Below are 16,172 nucleotides of genomic sequence, written 5' to 3'. Positions count from 1 at the left end.
CGGCTATAGTGCGCGACGACTCTGGAGAGGGAGACCCCGTGTGCGAATAGCGCTTTTGTTGTCGGCTTGCCTGCTGTGCTTGAACGCCCAGGCGGCGCCGGTAGATGTAGCCAGCCTGGACCGTGGCACCTGGCCGGAGAAACTCAGCAGCCCCGCGCTGTTCGATGTCGCCTCACGCGCGGAAATCCTGATGTTCGCCCACGGCCTGCTGGCCAGCGAAAACCAGGACGAAACCGCGCTCAAGCAGCGCCTGGGCCTGAAGATCATTAACCTCGCCGCCATCGACGACTTGCGCCGCCAGCTCTGGCAACGCCTGCTGGAAAACTACACCTTCGCCCAGCAGAGCTGCGAGGAAGACGCCTCGTTCTGCTACCTGGTGGAAAACATGGATGACCTGCGTGAACAGGCCGGTAAGTTCCAGCTCAGCGAAGACTCCTTCTATATAGGCTGGGCCGGCCCGAGCCACAATTTCCACGAACGCTACCTGGACGAGTTGTTGCGCAAAGCCGCCTTGTTTCCGCAGATCAGCAGCGAAGTCGCGCGCTTCGGCGACCATGAACGCAACGGTGATGAACTCAATGATCGCCTGTTCCTGCTGACCTTCGACGGCGGCCCCGCGCCGGTCAGCGGCAATACCGACTGGCTCACCGATTACCTGCGCAAGCAAAAGATGAACGCGACCTTCTTTGCCCTCGGCAGCAGCCTGCAAACCCGCGTGGAGCGCAGTTCGGTCGCTGACGTGCAGGCGCTCTACCAGGATCAGTGCGTGGGCACCCAGGGCTGGCAGTACCGCTCCCACAGCCATTGGGTCGACTGGCAGAGCTCAATCACCCGCAGTGCGGCGCTGGCGCAGAACCTGATGCCGGAAAACTATGTGCCGCTGTTCCGGCCGCCCTACGGCCAGAGGCGTGCCGACAGCCAGGGCTTTTTCCAATCCCAGGGCTTGCAGGTGGCGTTGTGGGACATTGATTCCCAGGACGAGCCGGGCAAACTCAAGGCCGACGAGTCGGCGCAACGGGTGCTGACGCTGATGCTATTGTGGCGCAAAGGGGTGATTGTGTTTCACGACACCCAGGACAAGGCGCGGGTGGCTCTGCCGCTGTTGTTACAGGCTACGGCGCAGAGTGGCTTGGGTTGGCAGGACTGCCGCGAAGCATTTCGATGAAATGCCCGGCCCTGTTGGGGATACGGGATTTTCGGGGTGATTTTTCGCGGTGTTTCGATGCAGGCGGACTTCCGACTTTAACGGGGTCCCTGGCACTCGGCTAGTGCTATTCGTCATCCTGAAAAATAAACTTCAAAAAAGCGTCAAAGTGCTTTTTCCTGTCATGGGTTTTGCGGTATTACGAAGTCAGATCGCCGAAACCTGCAACACAGGTGGCGTCTTCCAAGACTCCTCATGTGGGCACTGCACTTGACGTCACTCCGGTGCAGTCGGCGGTCGAATCGAGGCGCAGCACCGCCCAGGTATTGCGTCGACTGGCTCCCACAAAGGTGACCGAGTATGGATGATCATGGACGTAACCCTTCTTCCGACCAGCCAATCCTTTATGTGCTTGATACCAACGTACTGATCCACGATCCAAACGCACTGCTTAACTTCGAAGAACACCACGTCGCCATCCCCATGATCGTGCTTGAGGAACTCGACAAACTCAAAAGCGGGCATCACAGCGTTGCCGCCGAATGTCGCCAGGCCATCCGCCTGATCGACAAGACGCTGGGCGAGGCGTCCCCCGAGGACGTTGAAGTCGGTGTGCCGATCCAGCGTGGCAAAAGCGGGCCCAAGGGCTTGCTGTCGATTCTGATGAGCAAGCGCAGCGAGCCCAACAGTCTGCTGCCGGAAAATCTGAACGACAACAAAATCATCAATCAATTGATTGACCTGCACGCGCGCGACAAGGATCTGCGCCTGGTGCTGGTGACCAAAGACATCAATATGCGCCTCAAGGCGCGAGCGTGTGGGATCGCTGCCGAGGACTACAGCACCGACCAGTTGGTCGACGACGTGTCGATGCTGTCGCGTGGCTATCACACCATGACCGGTTCGTTCTGGGACCGTGTCGCGAAGGTCGAAACCCGCCAGGACCATGGCCGCACCTGGCACCAGGTGCAGCTGATCGACAACCTGCCGGCCGTGCACATCAACGAGTTCATCATCGACGACCAGGGGTTTGTGGGCTGGATCAAAGAGATCCAGGTCGACAAGCTGCTGATTCTCGACCTGCATCAGGAACCCCTGTTGCACCAGGAAGCCTGGGGCCTGAAACCGCGTGACATTTACCAGAGCCTGGCGCTGTACGCGCTGCTCGACCCGGACATCCACCTGGTCAACCTGACCGGCGCCGCTGGCTCGGGGAAAACCATCCTGGCCCTGGCCGCTGCCATCGAACAGACCATGGTGACCAAGCGCTATCGCCGTATCATCGCCACCCGCAGCGTGCAGGGCCTGGACCAGGAAATCGGCTTCCTGCCCGGCACCGAGGCGGAAAAAATGGAGCCGTGGCTGGGGGCGATCACCGACAACCTCGAAGCCTTGCACATGGATGACGAAAACACCCATGGCAGCGTCGACTACATCCTCAGCAAAGTGCCGTTGCAGTTCAAATCCCTCAACTACATCCGAGGTCGCAGCTTCCAGCAAAGCCTGATTTTGATCGATGAATGCCAGAACCTGACGCCGCACCAGATGAAAACCATCATCACGCGTGCCGGCGCCGGCTCCAAAGTGGTGTGCCTGGGCAACCTGGCACAGATCGACACCCCTTACCTGTCCGCGACCAGCTCCGGGCTGACTTACCTGACGGAACGCTTCAAGGATTTCCCGAACGGCGTGCACATCGCGCTGCAGGGCGTTCCTCGTTCGATTCTGGCCGAATACGCCGAATCCCACCTGTAAACCCTTCAGTGTGGGAGGGGCAGGCCCCCTCCCACATAGTTTACAATCGGTGCTCCTGATCAGGAGTATCCCTGTGCTGACTCATCTCGATTCCCAAGGTCGCGCCCACATGGTCGACGTCACCGACAAAGCCGTGACGTTCCGTGAAGCCGTGGCCGAAGCGCGGGTGCGCATGTTGCCCGAAACCCTGAAAATGATTGTCGACGGCGCCCACCCCAAGGGCGACGTGTTTGCCGTGGCCCGCATTGCCGGGATCCAGGCTGCGAAAAAAACCAGTGATCTGATCCCCCTGTGCCACCCGCTGATGCTCACCGGCGTCAAGGTCGAGCTGAGCGCCGATGGGACGGACGCGGTGCATATCCTGGCGCGCTGCAAGCTCAGCGGCCAGACCGGTGTGGAGATGGAAGCGCTGACTGCGGCCAGCGTGGCCGCGCTGACGATCTACGACATGTGCAAGGCCGTGGACCGTGGCATGACCATCGAAAGTATTCGCCTGCTGGAAAAACTCGGCGGCAAAAGTGGGCACTTCAAGGCGGACCAGGCATGAGCATCAACGTCCTGTTTTTTGCACGTTACGCCGAAGCGACAGGCTTCGATTCGCTGGAGATGGAAGGTGAATTCGCCAGCGTCGATGCGGTGCGCCTGGCGCTGGCCGGTGACCCGGCGTTTGCGGTGCTCAACGAGACCAGCCTGATGTGCGCGCGCAACGAGGAGCTGTGCGGCCTCGATGAGCCGGTGCAGGCGGGCGATGAAGTGGCGTTTTTCCCACCCGTGACCGGAGGCTGAGCATGGCCATTCGCGTACAGGCCCGGGCGTTTGACCCTGGCTTCGAAGTCAACGCGATGCACGCGGCGAATGTGGGCGTGGGCGCGGTGGTGAGTTTTGTCGGCTATGTACGCGACTTCAATGACGGCCGTGACGTGTCGGGGATGTTCCTGGAGCATTACCCCGGCATGACCGAAAAGGCCCTGGCCAAGATCGCCGTGGAAGCCGAGCAGCGCTGGCCGTTGCTCAAGCTGGAGGTGCTGCACCGTATCGGCGCGCTTGAGCCGGGTGAGCCGATTGTGTTTGTTGCCGCCGCCAGTGCGCATCGCCAGGCGGCGTTCGATGCCTGTGCGTTTGTGATGGATTACCTGAAGACGCGAGCGCCGTTCTGGAAGAAGGAAAACACGCCAGAGGGGCCGCGCTGGGTGGAAGGGCGGAGCAGTGATCACGCTGCGGCCGAGCGCTGGAAGTCAGGCTGATACAACACCAAATGTGGGAGGGGGCTTGCCCCCGATAGCGGTGGCACATCCAACATCTCTGCTGACTGGCACCCTGCCATCGGGGGCAAGCCCCCTCCCACATTGTTCACCGCGTTTCAGGCTTACGGGCGTTTGCGTTCCACAGCCCGCAACAGGTGCGTTGGCGGCGTTTCGCAGCTGATCTTGCGGCCCAGCAGCGTCTCGATCGACGGCAGCTGATACGAGTCATCCTCGCCGGCAAAACTGATCGACACACCCGCCGCACCCGCGCGGCCAGTGCGGCCGATGCGGTGCACGTAGTCGTCCGGCACTTCCGGCAGGGTGAAGTTGATCACATGGCTGATGCCGTCGATGTGAATCCCGCGCCCGGCCACGTCGGTGGCGACCAGCACGCGGATCTTGCCTTCGCGGAAGCCTTCCAGGGTCTTGATGCGCTTGTGTTGCGGCACGTCGCCCGAGAGTTGCGCGGCGTTGACGCCATCACGCACCAGGCGTTCTTCGATGCGGCGCACTTCATCCTTGCGGTTGGCGAACACCATCACGCGCTCCCAACCGTTGTCGTTGACCAGGTTGTAGAGCAGCTTGTATTTGTCGGCACCGGCCACCGCGTAGATGTGCTGCTCGACGTTTTCGCTGGCCACGTTCAGCGCTTCGATTTCGACGATGGACGGGTCGGTGGTCCACTGCTTGGCGAGGTTCATCACGTCTTCGGTGAAGGTCGCGGAAAACAGCAGGGTCTGACGCTCGGCTTTCGGCGGGGTCTGGCGAATGATCTGGCGCACTTGTGGGATGAAGCCCATGTCGAGCATGCGGTCGGCTTCGTCCAGCACCATCACTTCGACCATGTCCAGGTGCACGTCGCCGCGCTGGTTGAAGTCGAGCAGGCGGCCTGGGGTCGCCACCAGGATGTCGCAATGGCGGGCTTCGAGGTGCTTGAGCTGCTTGTCGAAGTCCATGCCGCCGACAAACGTCATGACGTTGAGGCCGGTGTACTTGGTCAGGTCGGCGGCGTCCTTGGCGATCTGCACCACCAGCTCGCGGGTCGGCGCGATGATCAGCGCGCGCGGTTCACCCATGTAGCGTTCTTTGGGCGGCGGCGTTTGCAGCAGCTGGGTGATGATCGAGATCAGGAACGCGGCGGTCTTGCCGGTGCCGGTCTGGGCACGGCCGATGGCGTCTTTGCCGGCCAGGGTAAAGCCCAGCACCTGCGCCTGGATCGGCGTGCAGTACGGGAACCCCAGGTCCTGGATGGCGTGCATCAGTTCCGGGGCGAGTTTGAAATCGTGGAAGCGGGTCTTGCCTTCCTGGGGCTCGACGACGAAGTCTTCGAGCTTCCATGGGGCCACGGGCGGCTTTGGCGCACGTTCGCGGCGCGGTGTTTTCGGCGCCGGTGCTGCAACGGCCTCGGCAGGTTTTGCCGGTTCTGGCGGTGTCACCGTCGGCTTCTTTGGCTGGGCGACAGGCGCGGCGCGACCGGGCTGTTTGCCGTCGTGGCGGCTGCTGGCAGTCGGGGCAGGAGCACTGGGAACTGGCGCGAGCGGCTCAGCCTCGCTTTTGCCGAACATCTTCTTAAGTGCTTTGAGCACGGTGATCTCATTAATTGGTTAAGGAATGTACGCCGGCCAGTGTAATGCAAGAATCGGGCGCGGCGTAGTGCGTCTGTCATACGGCTACATAAACGCTGGTTTTCAGCTCAAGCGAGCGGTCAGCCAGGCGCCGATATCGTGTATCTCCTGGGGTAACACTTCATGGCCCATTGGGTATTCCTGCCATGTCACGGTGACACCACGGTTCTTCAAATGCTCATAGGCGCTGCGGCCCATCGCGTTCTGCACCACATCATCGTACTGGCCGTGCAGGCACAGGGTCGGAATGCGCTGCTGGCTGGCGGACAATTCCAGCTCGTCACCGAAGGTTGGCGCGTAGGTCGAGAGGGCGATCACGCCACCCAGAGGACCTTGCCAATCAAGGAAGGCGGTGTGGAAAACCACGGCGCCACCTTGGGAAAAGCCCGCAAGGAAAATCCGCGAGGCGTCTATTCCGGTTCTTTTCTGATCTTCGATCAAGTCCGTGACCATTTTGGCCGACGTTTCCAGTTCTTCCAGGCTGATCGACCGGGCCGGGCTCATGGCCTTGATGTCGTACCAGCTGGGCATTTCGTAGCCGCCGTTGATGGTCACTGGGCGGGTGGGCGCCTGGGGCAATACGAAGCGGGTAGACAGCAGGCTCTCTTGCAGCGCTTCGGCCACCGGCAAAAAGTCGTAGCGATCGGCACCCAGGCCATGCAACCAGATTACGCAGGCGTCTGCGGGCTTGGCGGGCTGAAGAATCAAGGGTTCGGTCATATCTGCTCCATAAATGTGCGTGCGCTCCGATTGGGTGCGTCGGAACGGTGCGTGACGGGTTGATCTGTTAAGAGAATGTCGCAAGGTTGAATCTTTTCCTCTTGACCATGGGCTGAAACGACTCAGCGGCCACTCTGGTACGGGGCTTGCTATAGGTACGTCGATGTCAGGACTATCTCAGGACGGTAACACTATCAGTGACTGCCGCTTATGGGATAGCAACTGGAATTACTGCGACAGTCTCATGCTGCTTGACCCCAAAAAAAGCCAACACGGGTCAATATCGCCTCATAAGGGTGCGCTGAGGTTCGAGCTCCGACACAACAAGAGCAACTGGAGGTTTGAATGAAGGTATTGAAATCCACCCTGGCCATCGTTAGCGCGGCGGCTGTACTGGGTGTCAGCGGTTTCGCCCAAGCCGGCGCCACCCTGGATGCCGTGCAGAAGAAAGGCTTTGTGCAATGTGGCGTCAGCGACGGCCTGCCGGGTTTCTCGGTGCCGGATGCGAGCGGCAAGATCCTCGGGATCGACGCTGACGTTTGCCGCGCTGTGGCCGCTGCTGTTTTCGGTGACGCCACCAAGGTCAAGTTCAGCCAGTTGAACGCCAAGGAGCGTTTCACCGCGCTTCAGTCCGGCGAAGTCGACATCCTGTCGCGTAACACCACCATGACCAGCTCCCGCGATGCGGGCATGGGCTTGAAATTCCCAGGCTTCATCACTTACTACGACGGCATCGGCTTTCTGGTAAACAACAAGCTGGGCGTTAAAAGTGCCAAGGAACTGGACGGTGCAACCATCTGCATCCAGGCCGGTACTACCACCGAGCTGAACGTTTCCGATTACTTCCGTGGCAATAACCTGAAGTACACCCCGATCACCTTTGACACCTCCGATGAAAGCGCCAAGTCGCTGGAATCCGGTCGTTGCGACGTGCTGACCTCCGACAAGTCCCAACTGTTCGCCCAGCGCAGCAAGCTGGCCGCACCGAAGGACTACGTGGTTCTGCCGGAAACCATTTCCAAGGAACCGCTGGGCCCAGTCGTGCGTAACGGCGACGACGAGTGGCTGGCCATTGTGCGCTGGGTTGGCTACGCCATGCTCAACGCTGAGGAAGCCGGTATCACTTCGAAAAACGTTGAAGCTGAAGCCAAGTCCACCAAGAACCCTGACGTAGCTCGTCTGCTGGGTGCTGATGGCGAATACGGCAAAGACCTTAAAGTGAAGAAAGACTGGGTCGTACAGATCGTCAAGCAAGTCGGTAACTACGGCGAAGTGTTCGAGCGCAACCTGGGCAAGAGCACCCCGCTGGAAATCGACCGTGGCCTGAACGCGCTGTGGAACGCCGGCGGCATTCAATACGCACCACCTGTGCGCTGATCGCTGATGGTTCTGTCACCCGGTGGGCCAACCGCCGGGTGATGTTCTGTTCCATTATTTCCGGGGCACTTCATGCAAAAACAAATCGGCGCACCAAAGCAGAAGCTCAGCTTCAGCGATCCCAAAGTGCGTGCGTGGCTCTTCCAGATCATCACGATTGTGGCGGTGGTCTCGCTGGGCTGGTACCTCTTCAACAACACCCAGACCAACCTTCAACACCGGGGCATTACCTCGGGTTTCGACTTTCTTGAGCGCAGTGCCGGCTTCGGCATCGCGCAGCACCTGATCGACTACACCGAATCGGACAGCTATGCCCGGGTCTTTGTGATCGGCTTGCTCAACACCTTGCTGGTGACCGTGATCGGCGTGGTCCTGGCGACGCTGCTCGGGTTCATCATCGGGGTGGCGCGGCTGTCGCCGAACTGGATGATCAACAAGCTGGCGACCGTGTATGTGGAAGTATTCCGCAACATCCCGCCGCTGCTGCAGATCCTGTTCTGGTATTTCGCGGTGTTCCTGACCATGCCGGGGCCGCGTAACAGCCATAACTTTGGCGATACCTTCTTTGTCAGCAGCCGTGGCCTGAATATGCCGGCCGCATTGGCCGCTGATGGGTTCTGGCCGTTTGTGGTCAGCATCGTGGTTGCCATTGTGGCCATCGTGCTGATGACCCGTTGGGCCAACAAGCGCTTTGAAGCGACTGGCGTACCCTTCCATAAATTCTGGGCGGGCCTGGCGCTGTTCATCGTGATCCCGGCATTGTGCGCGCTGATCTTCGGCGCGCCGCTGCACTGGGAAATGCCCAAGCTTTCAGGCTTCAACTTTGTCGGCGGCTGGGTACTGATTCCCGAACTGCTGGCCCTGACCCTGGCGCTTACCGTGTACACGGCAGCGTTTATCGCCGAGATCGTGCGCTCGGGCATCAAGTCGGTCAGCCACGGCCAGACCGAAGCCGCGCGCTCCCTGGGCCTGCGCCCTGGGCCGACGCTGCGCAAGGTCATCATCCCGCAAGCCCTGCGGGTGATCATCCCGCCGCTGACCAGCCAATACCTGAACCTGGCGAAAAACTCGTCGTTGGCCGCCGGTATCGGTTACCCGGAAATGGTTTCGCTGTTTGCCGGCACGGTGCTCAACCAGACCGGCCAGGCCATCGAAGTCATTGCTATCACCATGAGCGTGTACCTGGCGATCAGCATCAGCATTTCCCTGCTGATGAACTGGTACAACAAGCGCATTGCGCTGATCGAGCGGTGAGGAAACGCCCATGAGTTCGCATACTTTCAAACCCGATATGCCGCCACCGAACAAAGTGTTCGGGCCGATGGCATGGATGCGCGCCAACCTGTTCTCCAGTTGGCTCAATACCTTGCTGACGCTGTTGGCGTTTTACCTGATCTACCTGGTGGTGCCGCCGATCCTGAGCTGGGCGATCATCGATGCCAACTGGGTCGGGACCACGCGCGCAGACTGCACCAAGGAGGGCGCCTGCTGGGTGTTTATCCAACAGCGCTTCGGGCAGTTCATGTACGGCTACTACCCCGGCGATCTGCGCTGGCGTGTAGACCTGACCGTGTGGCTGGCCATCGTGGGTGTGGCGCCGTTGTTCATCTCGCGTTTCAAGCACAAGGCGGTTTACGGCCTGAGCTTTCTGGTGGTGTACCCGATTGTTGCCTTCTTCCTGCTGCACGGCGGGATCTTTGGCCTGGCCAACGTGGCCACCAGCCAATGGGGCGGCCTGATGCTGACCCTGGTCATCGCCACGGTCGGCATCGCCGGGGCCTTGCCGCTGGGGATTGTGCTGGCACTGGGACGGCGTTCGAACATGCCGGCAATTCGTGTGGTCTGCGTGACCTTCATCGAATTCTGGCGCGGCGTGCCGTTGATCACCGTGCTGTTCATGTCCTCGGTGATGCTGCCGCTGTTCCTGCCGGAGGGCATGGGCATCGACAAGCTGCTGCGCGCATTGATCGGCGTGATCCTGTTTCAGTCGGCCTACGTGGCGGAAGTGGTGCGCGGCGGTCTGCAGGCGATCCCAAAAGGTCAGTACGAAGCGGCCGCAGCGATGGGCCTGGGTTACTGGCGCAGCATGGGCCTGGTGATTCTGCCGCAAGCCCTGAAGATGGTGATCCCGGGCATCGTCAACACGTTTATTGCGCTGTTCAAGGACACCAGCCTGGTGATCATCATCGGCCTGTTCGACCTGCTCAACAGCGTCAAGCAAGCCGCCGCCGACCCGAAATGGCTGGGCATGGCCACTGAAGGCTACGTGTTCGCCGCCCTGGTGTTCTGGATTTTCTGTTTTGGTATGTCGCGCTATTCCATTCATTTGGAACACAAGCTCGACACAGGCCACAAGCGTTAGGAGTTGTTGTTATGAGCGAAGCGATCAAACAGCCTGTGAGCCCTGAAGGCATTATCCAGATGCAGGGCGTCAACAAGTGGTACGGCCAGTTCCACGTGTTGAAAGACATCAACCTCAACGTCAAGCAGGGCGAGCGTATCGTGCTGTGCGGCCCGTCGGGTTCGGGCAAGTCCACCACCATCCGCTGCCTCAACCGTCTGGAAGAGCACCAGCAAGGCCGCATCGTGGTCGATGGGGTGGAACTGACCAACGACCTCAAGCAGATCGAAGCGATCCGCCGTGAAGTCGGCATGGTGTTCCAGCATTTCAACCTGTTCCCGCACCTGACCATCCTGCAGAACTGCACGCTGGCGCCGATGTGGGTACGCAAGATGCCCAAGCGTAAGGCCGAAGAAATCGCCATGCACTACCTGGAGCGTGTGCGCATCCCGGAGCAGGCGCACAAGTTCCCGGGGCAACTGTCCGGCGGCCAGCAACAGCGTGTGGCGATCGCCCGCGCGCTGTGCATGAAGCCGAAAATCATGCTGTTCGACGAGCCGACCTCGGCCCTCGATCCAGAGATGGTCAAAGAGGTGCTGGACACCATGATCGGCCTGGCCGAAGACGGCATGACCATGTTGTGCGTGACCCACGAAATGGGGTTTGCGCGCACCGTGGCCAACCGCGTGATCTTCATGGACAAGGGCGAGATCGTTGAACAGGCGGCGCCGAATGACTTTTTCGATAACCCGCAGAATGATCGGACCAAGTTGTTCTTGAGCCAGATTTTGCATTGATCGATGGGTGATGTTTAACAATAAACCCGGCTTGGTGCCGGGTTTATTTTTGCCTGTTCAAGAGGCTTTGCGCCTCGGCATCATTGTCGACGGTGTAGGTAAAAGCACCGATCGAAAATTCGGTTCGTTTCCCTGCCTCAAAACCCTAGTGCCTTGCCCTTGTGGGAAAGTCCGAATAGGCTGTAGGAAAATTCATCCTATGATTGGACGAAAATGCGAAACCCATGACAGACATCGCCCCTCTGATCAAACGCTCTCTGGTCGACCAGGCTTTGGAGCAGCTGCGCCTGCGTATTACCCGAGGCCAATGGGCCATCGGCGAGCGCCTGCCCACCGAGCCCGAGCTGTCCGCCGAGTTGGGCATCAGCCGCAATACCGTGCGCGAGGCCATGCGTGTATTGGCGTTTTCCGGCTTGATTGAAATACGCCAGGGCGATGGCAGTTACCTGCGTTCGATGACCGACCCGCTGGGCGCGATGCGGGCGTTGTCGCATTGCACGTTGGAGCAGGCGCAGGAGACGCGGCAGATCCTCGAAGTGGAGGCGATCGGCCTGGCTGCGCTACGCCGAACCGCGGACGACTTGCAAGGTTTGCACGAGGCCCTGCAAAAGAGCGCCGAGCTTTATCACGGTGACCTGGAGGCCTATATCAGTGCCGACCTGCTGTTCCACAAACGCTTGGTGGACGCCGCGCACAACCCGGCCTTGAGTGAGCTGTACCAGTATTTTTCCGCCATCGTCGGCGCGCAGTTGCGCCAGACCCTGAACATATCGCCGCGTCGCCAGGCGGTGTTCGACCTGCATATCGCCCTGCTCGACGCCGTGGAACACCAGGACCCGGAACGCGCCAAATCCCTCTGCCGGCAGTTGATCCATGAACCTTGAAGCCAAACGCACGCGTGAACTCGAAGAACTGTTGATCGACGCCGAAGCCGACGACGAAGTGGTGCAAACCAGCCCCCCGGTGGTGAGCCGTCCTTGGTTACTGCTGCTGGGCCTGATTCTGGTGGCGTTGAACCTGCGACCGGCGCTGTCGAGCATGTCGCCGTTGCTCGCCGAGGTTTCCAGCAGCCTGGGATTGTCGGCGGCCAAGGCCGGTCTGCTGACCACCTTGCCGGTGTTGTGCCTGGGGTTGTTCGCACCCACGGCGCCGATCCTGGCGCGGCGTTTCGGCGCCGAGCGCGTCGTGCTGGGGATTCTGCTGACCCTGGCCGCCGGCATCATCCTGCGCAGTTCTTTTGGCGAAGTGGGGCTGTTCGCCGGCAGCCTGATCGCCGGTGCGAGCATCGGCATTATCGGTGTATTGCTGCCGGGCATCGTCAAGCGCGATTTCGCCAAACAGGCGGGCACCATGACCGGCGTGTACACCATGGCCCTGTGCCTGGGTGCCGCGTTGGCGGCGGGATCCACCGTGCCGCTGAGTCATTACTTCGGCGACAGCTGGAACATCGGCCTGGGGTTCTGGATTCTCCCGGCGTTGGTCGCGGCGTTGTTCTGGTTGCCACAAGTCGGCCAGAAACACGGCGCGCACCAGGTGGCCTATCGCGTGAAGGGCTTGTTGCGTGATCCGCTGGCCTGGCAGGTGACCTTGTACATGGGCCTGCAATCGTCCCTGGCGTACATCGTGTTCGGCTGGCTGCCGTCGATCCTGATCGGCCGTGGCCTGAGTGCCACCGAAGCCGGGTTGGCGTTGTCCGGCTCGATCATCGTGCAGTTATTCAGTTCGCTCGCCGCACCCTGGTTAGCCACCCGTGGCAAGGACCAGCGGCTGGCCATTGTGGTGGTGATGCTGCTGACCCTCGGTGGCCTGTTCGGCTGCCTGTATGCGCCGCTGGACGGGCTGTGGGGCTGGGCGATTGTGTTGGGACTGGGCCAGGGCGGTACCTTCAGCCTGGCGCTGACCTTGATCGTGCTCCGCTCGCGCGACTCCCACGTGGCGGCCAACCTGTCGAGCATGGCCCAGGGTATCGGCTATACCCTGGCGTCCATGGGCCCGTTTGCGGTCGGCGTGGTACACGACTGGACCGGTGGCTGGGGCGCAATCGGCTGGATTTTCGCGGTGATCGGCCTGGGCGCGATCATTGCGGGGTTGGGCGCCGGGCGTGCGCGATATGTGGCCGTGACCAGCGAGAAGGTCTAGAGGTACAGCACCTCGAGTGTGCTGGAACCATCGATATGTACGTCACTGCTGAGGTCCAGGTTCCGCGTGGCCGCGATCACCGTATCGACGCGCACCAGGCTGCTCAGCGTCTGGAAGGCCGTCGGCCCGCTGGTGCTGCCCACGGTGTCGGTGAAGCCTAGAAAGCTGCGCGAACCGATGTCGATGGCGTTGCTGTTGGCGGTGCGCCAGGCGACGCCGCCGCTGGTGGACTCGGTGCCATACACCTCAGGCAGGCTGTCGATCACTGTCTGCTTGGGGTCGAAGGTCAGGGAGTACAGGCCGATCTTGTTACCGCTCGGGTCCAGCCCCAGCCCGTAGTAAATCTCACTGTTGACGTTGGCGGTGCCATCGCGGTTGTCAGCCATGCGCAGGGCGTAACGGGTCGCGGCCTCGCAGTTGATGGTCACGCTCAGGTAGCGCACCGGCAGGCGCTTGCCGCGGTCGATGTTCAAGTCCTGTCGGGAAATCTTGCCGTAGTCGATCAGCCCGTTACTCGACAGCGTCGGTGTGCAGGCGCTGGGGGTGAGCCTGCCGGTGAGGCCGAGTTCGACACTGGAGGCCGCCGTGGCCCCGGCGCTGAGGGGCAGCAAGGCAAGTGTTGCAAGGAAATTCTTGCGTAGGTTCATGACCGTACTCCTTGATCAGAGGTAGATGATTTCAAGCGTGCCAGACCCGTCGAGCAGGACTTCCGTGCGCAGGTCGAGGCTGTTCATGGGCGACAGAATGGCGCGCACGCTGATCTGCCCGCTCAGGTTGCGGATCGCCGTGGGGCCGGCGTGGCTGCCGGGTGTATCGGTAAAGCCCAACAAGCTGTTGTTGCCGATGGGAATCGGGTAGGTGCTGGAACTGCTCCAGGCCACGCCACCGGTGGTGGAGTCGGTGCGGTAGACCTGGGGGAGGGCGTCGGCGCGCAGGTCGAAGGGGTCGAAGTAGAGGAAGTAGCGGCCGATTTTATTGCGGCTGTCATCCACCCCCAAGCCGTAGGCCGTCTCGTCGGCGCCGCCAGTGGCCGAGCCTTTGCGGTTGTCTTGCATGCGCAAGGCAAACCGGGTCGGGCCGTCGCAACCGATGCTCAGCATCAGGCTGCGGGAGGCCAGGCCGGTTTCCTTGTCGGCGTTCAGGCTCTTGGCCAACATACGACCAAAATCGACAATGCCAGCGTTGGACAGGTTGATTTCGCAGGCGGCGGGGGCGAAGCCAGCTTGCAGCGACAGCTCCCGCGCGCGGCCGGTTGCAACGGCATCGATCAGCCCATGGGTGTCCCACGTCACCGCGTCACGTACTTGCGTCGCCTCGGCCTGCGCCCAGGCGTTGACCTGCAACTGCACAGAAAAGCTGCTGCCGGTGGCCGGCTGGCCGTCGCGCAAGGGTGCGATGGCGTGCTCGGGCTGCCAGTCCAGCACCTTGCCCCGGGCACTGGGCGCCTGGCCTTGCGCGGTGATCAGGCCCAGGTCCACGGCCTGGCCGTCGAGTACCGCATCGCTGGCTTGCACGCGGTAGCTGCCGAGGTCGGTAAAGCGGTAGCGCTCGGCGGTGGCGGCCAGGGCTCGATAAAACAGGTGCATGTCGGTGGGCGTCGGGCAGTTCAGGGTCAAGCTCAGGCGGCGTTCTCCCAGCAGGATTTCCGCGTTGGGAGTGCGCTCCACTGCGCGGTTGACCACGCCGAAATCCAGGCGCGCCTGGCTGAGGCTGAGCTGGCAGTCATCGGCTTGCGCCTGGCCCTGGGCAGTGGCGGCCAGGGCCAGTGCCAGCGGCAATAATCGCTTCATTACAGTTTTCCTCATGGCGTCACACAGCGCGCCGGAGCGGTTTCGAAATACACCTGCGGGTCGGCTTTTTCCGCGAGGTCTACCTGCAGTTCGCAGCGGCTGATGCCGGGCGCCTTGACCCACAAACGACGTGGGTCCAGCACGTTCGGCAGGAACACCTGGCTGCCTTCCTGCACCAGGGTCACGAACTCGCCATCGGCGGTGCTGACCGTGGCGCCACGGGGCAGCGGTGCGCCGTGGTCGGTGGTGACCGTGAGCAAGGCGCGGCGGGTCAGGGCCACGCCGAATTCCACGCGGTCCACTGCGCCTCGCCCGGCGGTAATCACTGCCAGGCCGTTGCTGATATCGGCATTGCGTGGCAGTGACTGGGTTTGCACTTCCACTGCGCTGCGCCCGTAGGCGGACACCTGCGGCACCACCGCCTGGCCCAGGCCGTCGGTCCACACTGGGCCGCTGGGCGTGGTGAGCTTGACCCCGGCCATTTCCCCCACGGAAACCAGCGCGAACGTGTCGCGCACCGAGTACGGCGAGAACGTCACGCCGCCGCCGTGGGCCACCACCGCACCGCGAGCGCCGCCCTGGTAGCTGGACCGTTCGGCGTCCGAGCGGCTGTAGTTGAAGTCCAGTTGCGCGTAGCGCGGCAAGTAGGACACGCCGAGCGTGGACTCCACTTGATGGTCGCGGCTGTCGTGTTCGGCGCTGACCCGATAACTGAGTTGATCGTCGACTTGCTCGTTCACGCCCAGGCCGATGCGGTGCTCGCCACCGGAGTTGCGCACCCAGGCCCGGCCACGGCGGTTTTCGCCCAAGGGCACGCTGAGGTTCAGGTACACCGCGTTCTCATCGTTGTGGCGGCCGCTGACCTGCCATTCGGCGCTGGCCGACAGCGACACGCCGCGCACGCTGGTGCCCCAGGATGCGAGGGCACGACTGCTGTTTTCGCCATTGAAGGTGCTGGTGCGCGACAGCCCTGCATTGAACGCGCCCAGCCACGGATGGGCCCAGCCCAGCGACAGGCTTTGCTGGTCGCGGTAACGCGTGCGCCGGCCTTCGTCATCCCGCGGATCGTAGGCGGCGTCTTCCAGTTCGCGGTAGCCCAGGGTGCGGTGGGAGGTTCCGGCGGTGATCGACCACTGCTGTCCCAGGCGCTGGGACAAGGTCAGATCGGTTTGCACGCCGCGCTCATGCTGGCGCTGCGCGTCGGCAATCTGCGTCGACAGCTGCACCTGGCCGTCAGCCC

16 protein-coding genes are annotated in these 16,172 nt (G+C 61.7%); 11 read left to right on the top strand and 5 right to left on the bottom strand.

Annotation, left to right across the window (positions count from 1 at the left end; genetic code table 11):
* The first annotated feature begins 40 nt into the window (after positions 1-40).
* The 5 genes from WBR57_RS05405 to moaE all read left to right on the top strand — a co-directional run bounded on the left by WBR57_RS05405 (position 41) and on the right by moaE (position 4,143).
* Positions 41-1,165 (top strand): polysaccharide deacetylase family protein, encoded by a 1,125-nt coding sequence (locus WBR57_RS05405; RefSeq protein WP_424082830.1) that lies wholly within the window; start codon positions 41-43, stop codon positions 1,163-1,165.
* Positions 1,166-1,504: 339 nt separating this feature from the next.
* Positions 1,505-2,899, top strand: a complete 1,395-nt coding sequence (locus tag WBR57_RS05400) for a PhoH family protein (RefSeq protein WP_424082828.1) — start codon at positions 1,505-1,507, stop codon at positions 2,897-2,899.
* A gap of 73 nt (positions 2,900-2,972) precedes the next feature.
* On the top strand, positions 2,973-3,446 hold the full coding sequence (gene moaC / locus WBR57_RS05395; protein ID WP_424082826.1) for a cyclic pyranopterin monophosphate synthase MoaC: 474 nt from the start codon (positions 2,973-2,975) through the stop codon (positions 3,444-3,446).
* Entirely contained in the window at positions 3,443-3,685 is a 243-nt protein-coding gene (locus WBR57_RS05390; RefSeq protein WP_424082824.1) for a MoaD/ThiS family protein, read from the top strand. The genes moaC and WBR57_RS05390 overlap by 4 nt, the downstream gene beginning before the upstream one ends.
* Before the next feature lie 2 nt (positions 3,686-3,687).
* Complete coding sequence (gene moaE, locus WBR57_RS05385) at positions 3,688-4,143, top strand: molybdopterin synthase catalytic subunit MoaE (RefSeq protein WP_424082822.1); 456 nt, start codon at positions 3,688-3,690, stop codon at positions 4,141-4,143.
* A 122-nt stretch (positions 4,144-4,265) separates the two neighbouring features.
* Here the strand turns inward: moaE and rhlB are convergent, their stop codons facing one another.
* Positions 4,266-5,735, bottom strand: coding sequence for an ATP-dependent RNA helicase RhlB (gene rhlB / locus WBR57_RS05380; RefSeq protein ID WP_424082861.1), 1,470 nt, complete (start codon positions 5,733-5,735; stop codon positions 4,266-4,268).
* Between the two features lie 96 nt (positions 5,736-5,831).
* A complete protein-coding gene (locus tag WBR57_RS05375) occupies positions 5,832-6,488 on the bottom strand; it encodes an alpha/beta hydrolase (RefSeq protein ID WP_424082820.1) in 657 nt (218 codons plus the stop codon).
* 345 nt (positions 6,489-6,833) lie between these two features.
* On the opposite strand from WBR57_RS05375, the gene WBR57_RS05370 reads away from it, so the two are divergent.
* The 6 genes from WBR57_RS05370 to WBR57_RS05345 all read left to right on the top strand — a co-directional run bounded on the left by WBR57_RS05370 (position 6,834) and on the right by WBR57_RS05345 (position 13,142).
* Positions 6,834-7,865, top strand: a complete 1,032-nt coding sequence (locus WBR57_RS05370; RefSeq protein ID WP_065875000.1) for an amino acid ABC transporter substrate-binding protein — start codon at positions 6,834-6,836, stop codon at positions 7,863-7,865.
* Between the two features lie 72 nt (positions 7,866-7,937).
* A complete protein-coding gene (locus tag WBR57_RS05365) occupies positions 7,938-9,119 on the top strand; it encodes an amino acid ABC transporter permease (RefSeq protein ID WP_424082817.1) in 1,182 nt (393 codons plus the stop codon).
* Positions 9,120-9,129: 10 nt separating this feature from the next.
* Positions 9,130-10,227, top strand: coding sequence for an amino acid ABC transporter permease (locus tag WBR57_RS05360; RefSeq protein ID WP_424082815.1), 1,098 nt, complete (start codon positions 9,130-9,132; stop codon positions 10,225-10,227).
* A gap of 11 nt (positions 10,228-10,238) precedes the next feature.
* Entirely contained in the window at positions 10,239-11,003 is a 765-nt protein-coding gene (locus tag WBR57_RS05355) for an amino acid ABC transporter ATP-binding protein (RefSeq protein WP_003171943.1), read from the top strand.
* Between the two features lie 224 nt (positions 11,004-11,227).
* The gene (locus tag WBR57_RS05350) at positions 11,228-11,887 is read left to right on the top strand and encodes a FadR/GntR family transcriptional regulator (protein ID WP_424082813.1); all 660 of its coding nucleotides are present in this window, start codon (positions 11,228-11,230) and stop codon (positions 11,885-11,887) included.
* On the top strand, positions 11,877-13,142 hold the full coding sequence (locus WBR57_RS05345; protein ID WP_424082811.1) for a CynX/NimT family MFS transporter: 1,266 nt from the start codon (positions 11,877-11,879) through the stop codon (positions 13,140-13,142). Before WBR57_RS05350 ends, WBR57_RS05345 begins: the two co-directional genes overlap by 11 nt.
* Here WBR57_RS05345 and WBR57_RS05340 read toward each other — a convergent pair.
* The 3 genes from WBR57_RS05340 to WBR57_RS05330 form a co-directional block, all read right to left on the bottom strand.
* A complete protein-coding gene (locus tag WBR57_RS05340) occupies positions 13,139-13,789 on the bottom strand; it encodes a DUF1120 domain-containing protein (protein ID WP_424082809.1) in 651 nt (216 codons plus the stop codon). The two genes, WBR57_RS05345 and WBR57_RS05340, sit on opposite strands and share 4 nt — an antisense overlap.
* Before the next feature lie 15 nt (positions 13,790-13,804).
* Complete coding sequence (locus tag WBR57_RS05335; protein WP_424082807.1) at positions 13,805-14,932, bottom strand: DUF1120 domain-containing protein; 1,128 nt, start codon at positions 14,930-14,932, stop codon at positions 13,805-13,807.
* Between the two features lie 11 nt (positions 14,933-14,943).
* A partial coding sequence (locus tag WBR57_RS05330; RefSeq protein WP_424082805.1) for a fimbria/pilus outer membrane usher protein occupies positions 14,944-16,172 on the bottom strand: 1,229 nt, incomplete at its 5' end.

The sequence above is a fragment of the Pseudomonas sp. genome, from assembly GCF_049590575.1.
Classification (GTDB): domain Bacteria; phylum Pseudomonadota; class Gammaproteobacteria; order Pseudomonadales; family Pseudomonadaceae; genus Aquipseudomonas.
This window is presented reverse-complemented; position numbering and strand designations above follow the sequence as displayed.

What these genes read in the sequence shown, in the direction of transcription:
- WBR57_RS05400 (WP_424082828.1), top strand. Translation starts at nt 1,505, where the DNA reads ATGGATGATCATGGACGTAACCCTTCTTCCGACCAGCCAATCCTTTAT.
- WBR57_RS05390 (WP_424082824.1), top strand. Translation starts at nt 3,443, where the DNA reads ATGAGCATCAACGTCCTGTTTTTTGCACGTTACGCCGAAGCGACAGGC.
- moaE (WP_424082822.1), top strand. Translation starts at nt 3,688, where the DNA reads ATGGCCATTCGCGTACAGGCCCGGGCGTTTGACCCTGGCTTCGAAGTC.
- WBR57_RS05375 (WP_424082820.1), bottom strand. Translation starts at nt 6,488, where the DNA reads ATGACCGAACCCTTGATTCTTCAGCCCGCCAAGCCCGCAGACGCCTGC.
- WBR57_RS05370 (WP_065875000.1), top strand. Translation starts at nt 6,834, where the DNA reads ATGAAGGTATTGAAATCCACCCTGGCCATCGTTAGCGCGGCGGCTGTA.
- WBR57_RS05365 (WP_424082817.1), top strand. Translation starts at nt 7,938, where the DNA reads ATGCAAAAACAAATCGGCGCACCAAAGCAGAAGCTCAGCTTCAGCGAT.
- WBR57_RS05360 (WP_424082815.1), top strand. Translation starts at nt 9,130, where the DNA reads ATGAGTTCGCATACTTTCAAACCCGATATGCCGCCACCGAACAAAGTG.
- WBR57_RS05355 (WP_003171943.1), top strand. Translation starts at nt 10,239, where the DNA reads ATGAGCGAAGCGATCAAACAGCCTGTGAGCCCTGAAGGCATTATCCAG.
- WBR57_RS05350 (WP_424082813.1), top strand. Translation starts at nt 11,228, where the DNA reads ATGACAGACATCGCCCCTCTGATCAAACGCTCTCTGGTCGACCAGGCT.
- WBR57_RS05345 (WP_424082811.1), top strand. Translation starts at nt 11,877, where the DNA reads ATGAACCTTGAAGCCAAACGCACGCGTGAACTCGAAGAACTGTTGATC.
- WBR57_RS05340 (WP_424082809.1), bottom strand. Translation starts at nt 13,789, where the DNA reads ATGAACCTACGCAAGAATTTCCTTGCAACACTTGCCTTGCTGCCCCTC.
- WBR57_RS05335 (WP_424082807.1), bottom strand. Translation starts at nt 14,932, where the DNA reads ATGAAGCGATTATTGCCGCTGGCACTGGCCCTGGCCGCCACTGCCCAG.